Source organism: Pantoea phyllosphaerae (assembly GCF_051025595.1).
Classification (GTDB): Bacteria; Pseudomonadota; Gammaproteobacteria; order Enterobacterales; family Enterobacteriaceae; genus Pantoea.
In genome coordinates, this window is record NZ_JBPFDE010000011.1 from 91,278 (window position 1) to 103,583 (window position 12,306).

General features: G+C 53.1%; 13 protein-coding genes. 11 read left to right on the top strand and 2 right to left on the bottom strand.

All coding sequences use genetic code 11. From position 1 onward, the window contains the following. The first annotated feature begins 145 nt into the window (after positions 1-145). The 10 genes from ACR6A7_RS15290 to ACR6A7_RS15335 all read left to right on the top strand — a co-directional run bounded on the left by ACR6A7_RS15290 (position 146) and on the right by ACR6A7_RS15335 (position 9,121). Positions 146-691 (top strand): helix-turn-helix transcriptional regulator, encoded by a 546-nt coding sequence (locus tag ACR6A7_RS15290; RefSeq protein ID WP_434125826.1) that lies wholly within the window; start codon positions 146-148, stop codon positions 689-691. A gap of 601 nt (positions 692-1,292) precedes the next feature. Next, positions 1,293-1,853: a fimbrial protein gene (locus tag ACR6A7_RS15295; protein WP_434125906.1), complete on the top strand. Its 561-nt coding sequence runs from the start codon at positions 1,293-1,295 to the stop codon at positions 1,851-1,853. A gap of 87 nt (positions 1,854-1,940) precedes the next feature. Continuing rightward, positions 1,941-2,474, top strand: coding sequence for a fimbrial protein (locus ACR6A7_RS15300; protein ID WP_434125827.1), 534 nt, complete (start codon positions 1,941-1,943; stop codon positions 2,472-2,474). Further along, complete coding sequence (locus ACR6A7_RS15305) at positions 2,474-5,017, top strand: outer membrane usher protein (protein ID WP_434125829.1); 2,544 nt, start codon at positions 2,474-2,476, stop codon at positions 5,015-5,017. Before ACR6A7_RS15300 ends, ACR6A7_RS15305 begins: the two co-directional genes overlap by 1 nt. 32 nt (positions 5,018-5,049) lie before the next feature. Beyond that, positions 5,050-5,796 carry a fimbria/pilus periplasmic chaperone gene (locus ACR6A7_RS15310; protein WP_434125830.1) on the top strand — a complete coding sequence of 249 codons (747 nt, stop codon included), beginning with the start codon at positions 5,050-5,052 and terminating at the stop codon, positions 5,794-5,796. Between the two features lie 145 nt (positions 5,797-5,941). Beyond that, complete coding sequence (locus ACR6A7_RS15315) at positions 5,942-6,481, top strand: fimbrial protein (protein ID WP_434125831.1); 540 nt, start codon at positions 5,942-5,944, stop codon at positions 6,479-6,481. Continuing rightward, positions 6,474-7,028 (top strand): fimbrial protein, encoded by a 555-nt coding sequence (locus ACR6A7_RS15320; protein WP_434125832.1) that lies wholly within the window; start codon positions 6,474-6,476, stop codon positions 7,026-7,028. Before ACR6A7_RS15315 ends, ACR6A7_RS15320 begins: the two co-directional genes overlap by 8 nt. A 12-nt stretch (positions 7,029-7,040) precedes the next feature. Next, a complete protein-coding gene (locus ACR6A7_RS15325) occupies positions 7,041-7,550 on the top strand; it encodes a fimbrial protein (RefSeq protein WP_434125834.1) in 510 nt (169 codons plus the stop codon). Continuing rightward, positions 7,550-8,101: a fimbrial protein gene (locus ACR6A7_RS15330; RefSeq protein WP_434125835.1), complete on the top strand. Its 552-nt coding sequence runs from the start codon at positions 7,550-7,552 to the stop codon at positions 8,099-8,101. Before ACR6A7_RS15325 ends, ACR6A7_RS15330 begins: the two co-directional genes overlap by 1 nt. Before the next feature lie 78 nt (positions 8,102-8,179). Beyond that, entirely contained in the window at positions 8,180-9,121 is a 942-nt protein-coding gene (locus tag ACR6A7_RS15335; RefSeq protein ID WP_434125837.1) for a fimbrial protein, read from the top strand. A gap of 63 nt (positions 9,122-9,184) precedes the next feature. Here the strand turns inward: ACR6A7_RS15335 and ACR6A7_RS15340 are convergent, their stop codons facing one another. After that, positions 9,185-9,811 (bottom strand): serine protease, encoded by a 627-nt coding sequence (locus tag ACR6A7_RS15340; RefSeq protein ID WP_434125838.1) that lies wholly within the window; start codon positions 9,809-9,811, stop codon positions 9,185-9,187. Between the two features lie 355 nt (positions 9,812-10,166). Between ACR6A7_RS15340 and ACR6A7_RS15345 the strand changes: the two genes are divergently transcribed. Further along, positions 10,167-11,330 (top strand): MFS transporter, encoded by a 1,164-nt coding sequence (locus ACR6A7_RS15345; RefSeq protein WP_434125840.1) that lies wholly within the window; start codon positions 10,167-10,169, stop codon positions 11,328-11,330. Here the strand turns inward: ACR6A7_RS15345 and ACR6A7_RS15350 are convergent. After that, positions 11,327-12,247, bottom strand: a complete 921-nt coding sequence (locus tag ACR6A7_RS15350; protein ID WP_434125842.1) for a LysR family transcriptional regulator — start codon at positions 12,245-12,247, stop codon at positions 11,327-11,329. The genes ACR6A7_RS15345 and ACR6A7_RS15350 overlap by 4 nt on opposite strands. Positions 12,248-12,306: the final 59 nt, after the last annotated feature.

The window sequence follows — 12,306 nt, forward strand, 5'->3', positions numbered from 1 at the left end:
TTGCAGAGCATGTTAATTAAATGATTGAGCACTTTTTGCCTGGTCTAAACCTTATATAAATATAGACGGCCTGAGCCAAGGCGTATTAGAGTGATTTCGTTTTTTTAATATGTTAATTTTTTGGGATCGGGAGATGTTTTTTCTAATGAATTGCGAACTTTTTGTTCTTGGTAATGATCAGATGCTGTTACACGGCGTAGAGCTGCTCGCGAATAAAGTCGTCGCTGGAAAACGAATATCGATTACCGTTAAACGCGTTAATCTGATGGGTCTTATGCAGGCAGATAAAAGGTTGAAGTTTAATAAAAGATATTCAATCGTGGTCGTGCCAGACAGAATTTATGATGCGCTGCGCGTGTTCACCGCGATGGAGAATATCAAAATGATTTCCTGCAAAACCAGTATTGAAGCGTTCAGCACACTCCTCATCAATACGATATATCGCTGCCCCAATGACGAGGAGAGAACAAAGACGAAGAGAAATAATATGTTTCTCACGGCCAGGGAGAGAAGGTTCTGCCATTACATCTATCATGGCGTATCCAATAAGAACATCGCGCGCCATTTTCAATGCTCAGAAAAATGTATCAGCTACATGAAGAAGAAGATCATGACAAAATGGCAGTGTAAGAACAGCGTGGAGTTCTATCGTATTATTAACTACTTTTTTTGTGAAGACAGAAACGATTAAGGTAAATGAAAAAGGCTTATCCAGAACGCCTTGCTTTAAACGACGACTACGCCCTTATACACCATCACCTTTTTTCCAGAATAGATTAACGCTTAATCTTTACGTTTTTCACTATGTCGCTTAAGGGATATCGCTTATTTTTAGCTGAGTCAGCTTTTTTGTGTCTTGAGGGTGGTGCGCAGAACGGATGTTTTATAGTGCTGGTACTTAATGCGAACAGGCGCTCTCTTATTGCATAAGCAAATTCATATTTGCTGTTTTCGTCTGTCGCGCGATAACGAAATATCTGAAAACAATCTCTGTTTATACAGTTGAAATAGCACCTTCCAGGTTGCATAACTTGTTGATTGCTTTGCTTGTTTTCATTTGTTTCCTTTTTGGGGTGTCAAATGACTATTTATGGCAGTGCTTATTTGGAATGTTCTTATATTGGTTCTGTTTTACGACTTAATTCTATGTAGATATAAATACGCCGCAGCAAAGCCTAAGGGGCTTATCGCTCAAGAAAGCGGTAGATGAAGAGGCCAGACGGCGCGTTCTCATCTATTGCATAAAATCAAAAATTTAAGGATGACTTAAAATGAAAAAAATTAAGCTGGCTATGGCGTTAGGCATGATTCTGGCAGCAGGCAGCGTATTTGCCGCCGATACCACTGCGGATAGCAGCAGTGTAGCAACCAAAGGCCAGGGACATGGGACCGTCAATTTTAAAGGCGAAATTATTGAAGCGCCTTGCTCAATTACCGCTGACACCGCTGAGCAGACGGTTGATCTGGGCCAGGTTTCAAGCTCCGCGCTAAAAGCGGGCGGAAAATCAACGCCGAAAAACTTCAGCATTAAACTTGAAGATTGTGATGTGACCGGCCTGAAAAACAAAACGGTAACCGCAACCTTTACCGGTAAAAATGCAAGTTTTGATACCACCTCAACCCTGCTGGCGCTGAGCGGTACGGCATCAGGTGCAGGTATTGCTATTACTGATAATAACAATAGCGCGGTTACACTTGGCTCTGCCAGCACGGCTTATACCTTTACGGATGCCTCTACTGAAGGCGAGCTGCTGTTCTCTGCTTATCTTCAGGGCGCTGCTGATAACTCCACTAACCCCATCGTCGCCGGTGAGTTCACCAGCGTCGCTAATTTTACCCTGGCATATCAATAATCTGATTAACCATACCAAACAGGCGTGAAAGCGCCTGTTTATTACGTTTTTACTTTCCCGTTTTTGACGCACCAGGTGCCAACCATTATGAGAACAACTCAGCTCTGTTTACTCGCATTGGCTGTGCTGAGTCTGGTTCCGTTTGCCAGCGCAGCGAATAGCATGCACGGTAATGTACGTATGCATGGTTCGATTATTGATACGCCCTGCGCCATAGCCGCTGACAGCCGCGATCAGAGCATCGATTTATCTGTTATTCCTGTCAGCACCATTATTAGTGAAGGGGTTAGTCCGTCCAGGCCTTTTACTATTCAGCTGATTAACTGCTCGCTGGAGACTTCGCAAAACAATAAAAACGACTGGTCGAAATTTGCTATTACCTTTGATGGCAAAACAACCAATGGAAATCTCTTCAGCGCTGACGGCGAAGCAACAGGCGTTGGTATTCAAATCAGCGATAGCGCAGGAAATATTGCTGTGCCAGGGCAAACAATGCCTGAAAGAAACATCGAAGCAGGCCAGATGAAACTGGACTACAGCTTGCGTCTGATGGCAAACCGGGAAACGGTCAGGGCAGGGACTTATCAAAGTACAATTCGTTTTAAAATGGATTATTACTGATGAATGGAAATCAGCAGAGTTCACAGATACCGCGACTGAGTGTTCCATTACGACCTTTATTTGTCTGGATCGCTCTGGCTTCAGGCGTGAGTTTTTGCACATTTGCAGCTGAACCTAATGATAATCAGAATATTCAGTTCAATACCGATGTGCTTGACGTTAAAGATCGCGAACATATTGACTTAAGTCATTTTGCACGGGCGGGTTATATTATGCCTGGCAAATATCCCTTAATGCTGCGAGTCAATCACCACGAGCTCAATGAGCTGGAGGTGATATTCACCGCCTCTGCCGACGACCCCCAGCGCAGTGAAGCCTGCCTGACGCCTGCGATTGTCGACCAGATTGGCCTGAAGAACAAAATGAGAAACCAGCTTAGGTGGAAAAGTAACGGTACCTGCCTGGATATCGAATCCCTACCTGGCGCGCAGGCGCGCGGTAATCTGGCAGAGAATACGCTCGATATATCCATACCTCAGGCATATATCGAATATATTTCCGATAACTGGGATCCTCCTTCTCGCTGGGATGAGGGCATACCCGGCATGATTTTCGATTACAGCCTCAATGCTCACAACACAAGCCGCGCTGAAGACAGTAAAAACGAACAAGACCTCAGCGGGAATGGGGTAGTGGGTTTAAATGCGGGCCCATGGCGAATGAGAGCAGACTGGCAAGGTTATTATAACCATGTCACCGGCAAAGCAGCTCCCTCCCAGCAGAGTTTGCGCATGAGCCGATACTATATGTATCGCGCTATCGGGGCGCTGCGCGCCAAATTAACGCTTGGCGAAAACTATCTCTATTCTGATATTTTTGACAGCTTTCGCTTTACCGGTGCGACTTTAATTTCTGACGACAGCATGCTTCCGCCTAATCTGCGCGGCTATGCGCCGGAGGTGAGCGGCGTAGCGAAAACCGATGCCAAAGTCACGATTTCTCAGCAGGGACGCGTTATCTATGAAACGCAGGTGCCCGCAGGGCCTTTCCGTATCCAGGATTTAAGCTCCGCGGTGTCCGGCACCCTGGATGTGCAGGTCAAAGAGCAGGACGGCAGCGTGCGGACGTTTCAGGTTAATACGGCTAACATTCCCTATCTTACGCGTCCTGGACTGGTGCGCTATAAGCTGGCGCTGGGCAAGCCTTCTGACTATCAGCGCAATAGCCGTGGACCAGGCTTTGCCAGCAGCGAATTTTCGTGGGGCATTAATAATGGCTGGTCGCTTTACGGCGGGGCGATCCTGGGGGGCGACTACAATGCGCTTTCTGCTGGCCTGGGTCGCGACTTGCTTGCGCTGGGCGCGCTCTCCCTGGACGTCACCCAGTCGCGCGCGCGTCTGCCAGAGCAGGGAACCAAAACGGGTGAGTCCTGGCGTCTCAGCTATTCAAAGCGTTTTGAAGAGATTGATAGCCAGGTGACCTTTGCTGGCTACCGGTTTTCTGAACGTGACTATATGAGCATGTCCCAGTACCTGGATTTGCGCTATCTGGGCACCACCGCGGGACAGGGGAAAGAGCTCTATACCATCACCTTCAATAAACAGTTCGAAAGTATTGGCCTGAGTGGTTACCTGAACTACAGCCATCAGACTTACTGGAATCAGGCAGCCAACGACAGCTATACGCTCTCTGTTGCTAAATACTTTGATCTGCTGCGCCTGAAAAATTTGAGTCTGAACCTCACAGCCTATCGTTCTGTTTATCACCACCAAAATGACGATGGCGCTTATTTAACCTTGACCGTTCCCTGGGGGAGTGGTGGGTCAGTGAGCTATGACGGACAGTATTACAATAATAAAACGTCGCATTCAGTTAGTTTATATAACCGCATCGACAGTAACAGTAATTATCAAATCAGCGCAGGCGTCGGATCGGACGGCAAGGGCACGCTCAGCGGTTATTATACCCATGACGGGGATCTTGCCAGTATGACGGCAAATGCGAGCTATAGCGGCAGTCAATATAGTTCGGTCGGGCTATCGCTCCAGGGCGGGATGACGGCGACAGCGCAGGGCGTGGCTTTGCATCGCATTACGACGCTGGGCGGGACGCGAATGATGATCGATACCGAAGGCGTTAAGGGCGTGCCGCTCGTCGGTAACGGTGGCGTCAGCCATACAAATTATTGGGGGAAAGCCATCGTTGGCGATCTTAATAATTATTACCGCAGCAGCGTGCGTATCGATCTGGATAAGCTGGCAGATAATGCTGATGCGCCTCGCTCAGTCGTGCAGGCCTCATTAACCGAGGGCGCCATTGGTTATCGTAAATTAGGTGTCATTTCCGGCGAAAAAGCCATGGCGGTTATCAAACTGTCAGACGGAACGTCTCCGCCCTTCGGCGCGACGGTCGAAAATAAAAATAATTATCAAACCGGCATTATTAATGATGACGGCAGCGTCTGGCTGACCGGAATAAATGCTGGAGAGAAAATGACGGTTAAATGGGGCGGAAAAGCGCATTGCGCGGTGATATTGCCAGCGCCACTGCCACCTTTAACCCGCGGGCTGCTTTTACCTTGTGAAACGGTCAGTAAGCCTTAATGCCGCAGCTAACATCCTGAGTGAGAAGAAAGATGAAATTAACCTGTTTGAGCTCCTTTTTAACTGGCGTGCTGGCGAGCGCCATACTGGCACCGCAGGCCAGCGCCGCAATCGCCTTAGACCGTACCCGAATAATATTCGATGGCGGCAGTCGCTCTTTGAGCCTCAATATCAGCAACAAAAATAAAGATCTTCCCTATCTTGCCCAGGGATGGATTGAGAATGCAGACGGCGTAAAAATCGATTCGCCGCTGATTGTTTTGCCACCGCTGCAGCGGGTTGAGCCTCTGGCCAAAAGCCAGGTCAAGGTTCAGGCGTTACCTGCGGTCAATACCTTGCCGCAAGACCAGGAAACCCTCTATTACTTTAACCTGCGTGAAATTCCGCCGCGGTCGAACAAGGCCAATACGCTGCAAATTGCGCTACAAACGCGTATCAAAATGTTTTATCGCCCACAGGCGCTAATAAAAAACGCCGTGGGCATGATCAACGTCTGGAAAGAGAGCATTAGCCTGAAACGCGACGGCGCAAAATATCGCGTCGACAATCAGTCCCCCTATTTTTTTACGCTGGTTGGGGTGAGCGCAGCAGGCAAAGAGATTGATGACGTCAAGCCGTTAATGATCTCGCCGCACAGCAGCGCGCTATTGCCTGTCAGCGCAGAGCGGATCGGCAGCGCACCAGCGGTGACATTTATCAACGACTACGGCGGACGGCCACAGCTGGTGTTTCACTGTGCTGGCGCAGGCTGCAGCGTAGCGGATTATAAAGAAGGCTGAGGCCAGGCGACAGACGTTAAGCACTCATTATCAGGGATCGCATATGTATAACAGGGCTTCTTCTTTAATAAAAAGTGGTTTGGCTATATGGCGTAAGGGCAACGGCTGTCGATGCCTGCTCGGTGTGCTGGCGGTGAGCGGATTAATGACTTTTCATCACGCTCAGGCCAAAGATTTCAGTCAGGTCGATGGCGAATGGGGAACGCTGCATGTGACGGGTGCCTTATCCCAGGGCGCCTGCAGGCTGGAAATGGAAAGCGCTTACCAGCAGGTTCAGCTCGGTACCATTGTGACGGGTGATTTAGCCAGGGTAGGCCAGCGCGGAGAGGCGACCCCTTTCCAGCTGATTTTACGTGACTGTCTGCTGAGCGGCGGCCGGCAGCGGGATAGCCTGACGCAGGGTTCAGTATGGGATAGCCGTCAGCCCGTGGTGTCGGTCTCTTTTATCGCACCGGCAGACACCGCGTCGCCTGATTTAGTGAAAGTCGACGGTGCTCAGGGGATAGGTCTGCGCCTGCTGGATAGCCGCATGCGGGATGTCCGGCTGGGCAGCAGAAGTGAACCGCGCTTTATCGCGCCATACCATGATGCACTGACCTGGTATGTGCTTCCAGAGCGAACCGTCGCGCCGCTGGTCGCTGGCGCCTTTAACGCCACCCTCAACTTCAGGCTGAATTATGACTAAGGGTAAAGAAATGCCTGTTTATTCACGGCTGCACCTTTTATGGCGGCTGAGCCTGTTAAGGCGTGTTGTGCAAGGCTGGCTCATCCTTAGCCTGGGATTAACCACAAAGCCGCTTTTTGCGCTCGACCCCGTCACTATCAATATCAGCGGAACGGTGGTCGCGACGGCGTCCTGCCTGTTTGGCAGTAACGAAAAAATCCAGGTTGAATTTGGCGATGTCTATATCAGTGAAATTAGCGGCGATTACTACAAAGAGTCGGTGCCTTATACGCTGAGCTGCGAAGGCGATGCCGACGGCAAAAGCGTCAGCATGCGATGGATCGGTAGTGCCGCCTCTTTCGATACGGCGCTATTAATGACGGATGTTGTCGGGTTAGGCATTAAATTACTGCAGAACAATAGCCAGATAAGCGCTAATACCTGGTTCACGCTTGATGCCGCTTCTCCGCCGGCGCTTGACGTTGTGCTGGTTAAGCAGTCAGGTGCCAGTTTTAGCAACGGGCAGGAGTTTAACGCCTCCGCTACCCTCGAAGTCGCCTATCAATAAGGAAGCAGAGAAATGAACGCCAGGCGTCCAGTACGGCACAGCATAAAAGGATTCGCTGTTCTGCTGCTGCTGTTTGTTAATTTTTTTTCCAGCGCGGAACAGACGGGCGATACGCTCAGCGTCGTTATTCATGGCACACTGAAGCGAAAGCCCTGCCATATAAATAATGACGGCGTAATCGCGGTTGAATTTGGTAATGTCGGGATTAATAAAGTTGACGGCGAGCGATATAAGCAGACGATTCCCTATACGCTGGAGTGTGACGATCCGGACGAAACGGTGAATTTAAATATGACGCTTAAAGGAACGCAGACGGCTTATGACAGCGGAGCTATTGAAACCTCCGTGAGCGGCCTCGGCATCGAAATCCTGCAAAATGGAACGCCAGTCGTTATTAATCAGCCCTTTGTAATTGACTATAGTCGCCCCCCCGTGCTGGAAGCTGTGCCCGTTTCATCTGGCGCCCCCCTTATCGAAGGCGCATTTAGCGCGACCGCGACCCTGCTGGCGGAGTATGAATAATGTTAACAACAGCCAGATGTGCTTATTTTAGGGCGATCGCCTGTTCTGTTTTGTTAATAAGCGCGGTGATAAGCCCGTCCCGTAGCGTTGCCGTGACGAATAATTTGCAATTTTCCGGTAATTTAGTGGCCGAACCCTGCGTGCTCGATCCCGAGACGGAAACGGTTGAGCTCGATTTCGGCACCATTGTCGACAAATATCTTTATATCAATGAGCGAATCCACAGCCAGCCTTTTACTATTCGGCTGCTTGAGTGCGATTTAAGCCTTGGCGAGACGGTAAGCCTGACGTTTAGCGGAACGGCGGACAGCGAACTCACCGATATGCTGGCCGTAACCGGCACCGCCAGCGGCATTGCCATTGGGCTGGAAACGCTGGATGGCACCGCGTTAGCCTTTAATAGCGCAACGCCAAATTTTTCATTAAGCGCAGGCACGACAAATTTGACGCTAAAAGGCTATGTCAGGGGAAAGCCGAGCGCTATTCAACATCACGCCATCGTGAAGGGCGAGTTTAACGCGACAGCCAACTTCACGCTGAATTATGAATAAGCTGGCTGGCATTAAGCGATGTTCTCAATCTGTTTAAAAACATATTGTCATGCAAAAGCGCCTGGCAGGAAAATAATGATGAATATATCCACGTTTTTTAATTCAAAGCTTATTAAAACGTTGCTGGCCGGAACGGTTATCTGGCTGTGGTCCGCTGGCTGCGATGCCTATGACTTTAGCGTCACCTGCTATGGCGCTAACGATCAGTGCGGACCCGGCACTAATTTCACCCTGACCAAGACCAGTACGGCGCATGACGCGGTAGGCCTGCCTTTTTTACCCTCGGGCGTTCAGCTCTACCTGGCAAACTGCACTTCTGACACCAGCTGCACAAAACTGGTGGGGCCTTTCTGGGAGAAGACCATTAGCTATCCCGCATGGGATCCCAAAACCTGGGGCAACCTGGGAAAGAAATTCCTTACCGGCACCATTCTGAATGGCACCATTAGCGCCGGCGCCAATGGTGGCGGCAGTAACGTGTGGAACGGCAAGGTATATAAAAATTTGTGCTTCAGCGTCACCGCCGTTAACGGCACCACGGGCTGGGGAATATGGGGGATCAACTATACCTATCCTGCCGGTCAGGTCATGTGTTCGGCACCGGTAAACCGCGTCGTAGCCGATACCTGTAGCGTATCGACGCCGAGTATTAACGTCGCTTTCGATCCTATTGAACGCGCCTCTATAGGCACCACGGCGGGAACGACGGCGGATAAAACCGTGAGCGTCAAGCTAAGCTGTACCGGTACCAGCACCCATAACTTTTCCCTGAAGCTCAATATGACGCCGGTCTCCTGGTCCACCTCGCAAATCGTCACCAGTAACAGCGCACTGGGCGTCAGCGTAAGAGAAGCGGGCGGCTCAACGCTCAACAACGGCGATGCATTTAGCATGAGCGTTACCGGATCGGGATCGAAAAACCTGATCTTTAGCCTGCTGAGAAACCCCTCCGTCGCCACTAGCGCTATCGCAACAGGCGGCTTTACGGCATCCGCGACGCTGATCATCACCGAACTGTAGATTGCAATACCCCGGGCGAGGGCTGCCAGATGCTCTCGCTCTTTATCCTGCCGAGGAAGATATTCAGGACTTCACCACGCCGTTCAGCCAGGCCCCGAAACGGGCATAGGGCACATAGAGCGCGACGTCGCGATAGAGCGTCTTCCCGCTCTGGTTATCATCAATGCGGCTGCTGTAGCCGACGATCACGCCCGCCAGGGTATCGTCGGACGCGTTATAGACCGCGCCGCCCGACATGCCTTTTACCACGCCCGCGTTAGCCGCCACCACGACGCACTGCGCCTTGTTCCAGCTGTTGGCCAGCGAGGTGTTAATCAGGTTCTCGCCGCTGGAGCTGACCGGCATCGCACTAATAAAGCTATAGCCGTAGAGATTCACCCTGTCGCCGATGCGGCTGTTGCGAAAGCGCGGCGGCAGGTTCGCTTCGGCATTTTTGTGGTAGACCACGGCGATATCGCACTCGGGATGCCAGGCCTTGACGCGATAGAGCGAAAATTTAGCAACGTGCGCGGCGGTCAGGCTGTACTCCGCCGTCAGCGGGATCGTGGTGCCCAGTGTTCCCAGACCGAGCGCGGTGGGAATGCCGGTATAGGTCATATCGACGCGCTTTTGCGCTTCGCTGCTGTACTCGTAGTGGCCGACGGAGCAGCCGCTGAGACAGAGCGCCGTCAGGGCGATTAGCCGCTGCATAGTCTCTCCCCGCATAAGAATGGCTTCACATTTCCAGATAGGGCAACTGGAGTATCGGCAGCGCGCACCATTCCTTTACCTGATTGAATCCACACGCAAAGCGCGCCTGCGCGCCACGCCTCTGGCGCTTACCCTCAAGCGTAGCGCGTTAAAGCGGAGAAGATTGTTAAGATTCCATCACGCGAACGGCGCGCCATTATTGCGCCTGCGGCAAAAGTTCCTTGCCGCACGCAGGGTGTATGCACGCTCACGGCTATGATTTAATACTCTCCGTGACGAAGTTCAAATTTTTATAACCGTCCGCGCCCGGCGTCCGCCGCGGCGTTCACCTGCATATCGATTGGGAGAGTGTGTTATGCCTGTTGCTTTACTGGCGCTGGCGCTGAGTGCGTTTGCGATTGGAACCACCGAGTTCGTCATTATGGGGCTCTTGCCCGAGGTGGCGGGCGATCTGCAGGTCTCGATCCCGTCAGCAGGCTGGCTGATTAGCGGCTATGCGCTGGGCGTCGCCATCGGCGCGCCAATTATGGCGCTGTTAACCGCAAAGCTGCCGCGCAAAAAGACGCTTATCCTGCTGATGATTATCTTTATTGTCGGCAACGTGCTCTGCGCGCTCGCCTACACCTATAACCTGCTGATGATGGCCCGCGTGATAACCGCGCTCTGCCACGGCGCCTTTTTCGGCATTGGCGCGGTGGTGGCGGCAAGTCTGGTGGCGCCTGGCCGACAGGCCTCTGCGGTGGCGCTGATGTTCACCGGCCTGACGCTGGCCAACGTGCTTGGCGTGCCGCTCGGCACCTGGTTTGGTCAGCTGTTCGGCTGGCGCGCCACCTTCTGGGGCGTTGCCATTATCGGCGTACTCGCCTTTATCGCGCTGATCGTCAGCCTGCCCACTAATAAAGAAGAGAAGCCGGTGCATCTGGCGAGCGAAATCAGCGCGCTGGCCAACGGCAAACTGTGGCTTTCGCTGCTGATGACGGTGTTCTTCGCCGCGGCGATGTTCGCGCTGTTCAGCTATATCGCGCCGCTGCTGCTGCAGGTTACCGGCATCAGCGCGCGCGGCGTGAGCTGGACGCTGTTCCTGATTGGCGCGGGCCTCACCGTCGGCAATATTCTCGGCGGCAAGCTGGCGGACTGGAAGGTCTCTTTCAGCCTGATTTTAAGCTTCTCGCTGATCGCCCTCTTCTCGCTGCTGTTTAGCTGGACCAGCCATGCGCTCTGGCTGGCGGAGGTGACGCTGTTTCTGTGGGCGATGGCGACGTTCGCCACCGTGCCGGGCCTGCAGATAAACGTGGTGCGCCACGGCAAAGAGGCGCCGAACCTGGTCTCGACGCTGAACATCTCCGCCTTTAACGTCGGCAACGCGCTGGGCGCCTGGGTCGGCGGCGCGGTAATCGGCCGAGGTTATGGCCTGACTGCCGTGCCGGTGGCCGCCGCCGCGCTGGCCGCTATTGGCCTGATTATCTGCCTGATCACCTTCCGTAAATCGGGCGGCAATGCCGCCGCAGTGCGCGCTTAAGCCAGCCGTTCGGCGATGCGCTGAGGAAAATCGGCCACCTGCGCCTGCAGGTGGTCGACAAAAGCCGCCACCAGCGCCGACGCGGGGCGGTGCAGCGGTCGTACCAGGCTCACGGTAAAAGGCACCGCGACGCTAAATCGGCGCATCACCACGCCGCTGTCAGCATAGTCGAGCGCCGTCAGCGGATTCACTACTGAAATCCCCACGCCCGCGCGCACCATGGCGCACACCGACGCCGCGCTGTGCGTCTCCAGCGCCAGCCTGCGCTCCACGCTCTGCTCATGAAACAGCGTATCCAGCAGCTGACGATAGCTGTCGGCGCGCGACAGGCTGACGTAGTTCTCTCCGGCGAAATCCTGCGGCGTTAACACCGCGCGCGCGCAAAGCGGGTGATCCCGCGGCAGCACGCAGACCTCGTCGCAGGTCAGCAGCGGCAGCCGCTCCGTGCCGGCGGGCGCATGCTGGGTTTCCGTCAGGCCGAGATCGTAGCGCTGCGCCGACAGCCACTCCTCCAGCAGCGGCGACTCCTGCGGAATAATATTCAGGCTGACATCGGGATAGCGCTGCATAAAGGGCTGCACCAGCGGCGGCAGCAGCGACTGCGAAAAGACCGGCAGGCAGGCGACCGACAGTTCGCCCTGGCGGAACTGGCGCAGCCCGTCGGCGGCTTCCATAATGCGATCCAGCCCGTACCAGGAGCGCTGCACCTCTTCGAACAGCCGCAGGCCCTGTACCGTGGGCTGCAGCCGACCGCGCACGCGGGTGAAAAGCGTCAACCCCAGCTGCTTCTCCAGCCGCGCCAGTTCGCGGCTGACGGTGGGCTGCGAAGTGTTCAACAGCGCGGCGGCCTGCGTCAGATTGCCGCTGGTCATCACCGCATGAAAAATCTCGATATGCCGCCAGTTGATTTTTGCCATGCGCTGCCATATCCATTTTGAATAGAAGCTATTAAAACAGATATTTTTCAGCATGGCAC

What these genes read in the sequence shown, in the direction of transcription:
- ACR6A7_RS15290 (WP_434125826.1), top strand. Translation starts at nt 146, where the DNA reads ATGAATTGCGAACTTTTTGTTCTTGGTAATGATCAGATGCTGTTACAC.
- ACR6A7_RS15310 (WP_434125830.1), top strand. Translation starts at nt 5,050, where the DNA reads ATGAAATTAACCTGTTTGAGCTCCTTTTTAACTGGCGTGCTGGCGAGC.
- ACR6A7_RS15330 (WP_434125835.1), top strand. Translation starts at nt 7,550, where the DNA reads ATGTTAACAACAGCCAGATGTGCTTATTTTAGGGCGATCGCCTGTTCT.
- ACR6A7_RS15350 (WP_434125842.1), bottom strand. Translation starts at nt 12,247, where the DNA reads ATGGCAAAAATCAACTGGCGGCATATCGAGATTTTTCATGCGGTGATG.
- ACR6A7_RS15320 (WP_434125832.1), top strand. Translation starts at nt 6,474, where the DNA reads ATGACTAAGGGTAAAGAAATGCCTGTTTATTCACGGCTGCACCTTTTA.
- ACR6A7_RS15345 (WP_434125840.1), top strand. Translation starts at nt 10,167, where the DNA reads ATGCCTGTTGCTTTACTGGCGCTGGCGCTGAGTGCGTTTGCGATTGGA.
- ACR6A7_RS15325 (WP_434125834.1), top strand. Translation starts at nt 7,041, where the DNA reads ATGAACGCCAGGCGTCCAGTACGGCACAGCATAAAAGGATTCGCTGTT.
- ACR6A7_RS15295 (WP_434125906.1), top strand. Translation starts at nt 1,293, where the DNA reads ATGGCGTTAGGCATGATTCTGGCAGCAGGCAGCGTATTTGCCGCCGAT.
- ACR6A7_RS15305 (WP_434125829.1), top strand. Translation starts at nt 2,474, where the DNA reads ATGAATGGAAATCAGCAGAGTTCACAGATACCGCGACTGAGTGTTCCA.
- ACR6A7_RS15315 (WP_434125831.1), top strand. Translation starts at nt 5,942, where the DNA reads ATGACTTTTCATCACGCTCAGGCCAAAGATTTCAGTCAGGTCGATGGC.
- ACR6A7_RS15340 (WP_434125838.1), bottom strand. Translation starts at nt 9,811, where the DNA reads ATGCAGCGGCTAATCGCCCTGACGGCGCTCTGTCTCAGCGGCTGCTCC.
- ACR6A7_RS15300 (WP_434125827.1), top strand. Translation starts at nt 1,941, where the DNA reads ATGAGAACAACTCAGCTCTGTTTACTCGCATTGGCTGTGCTGAGTCTG.
- ACR6A7_RS15335 (WP_434125837.1), top strand. Translation starts at nt 8,180, where the DNA reads ATGAATATATCCACGTTTTTTAATTCAAAGCTTATTAAAACGTTGCTG.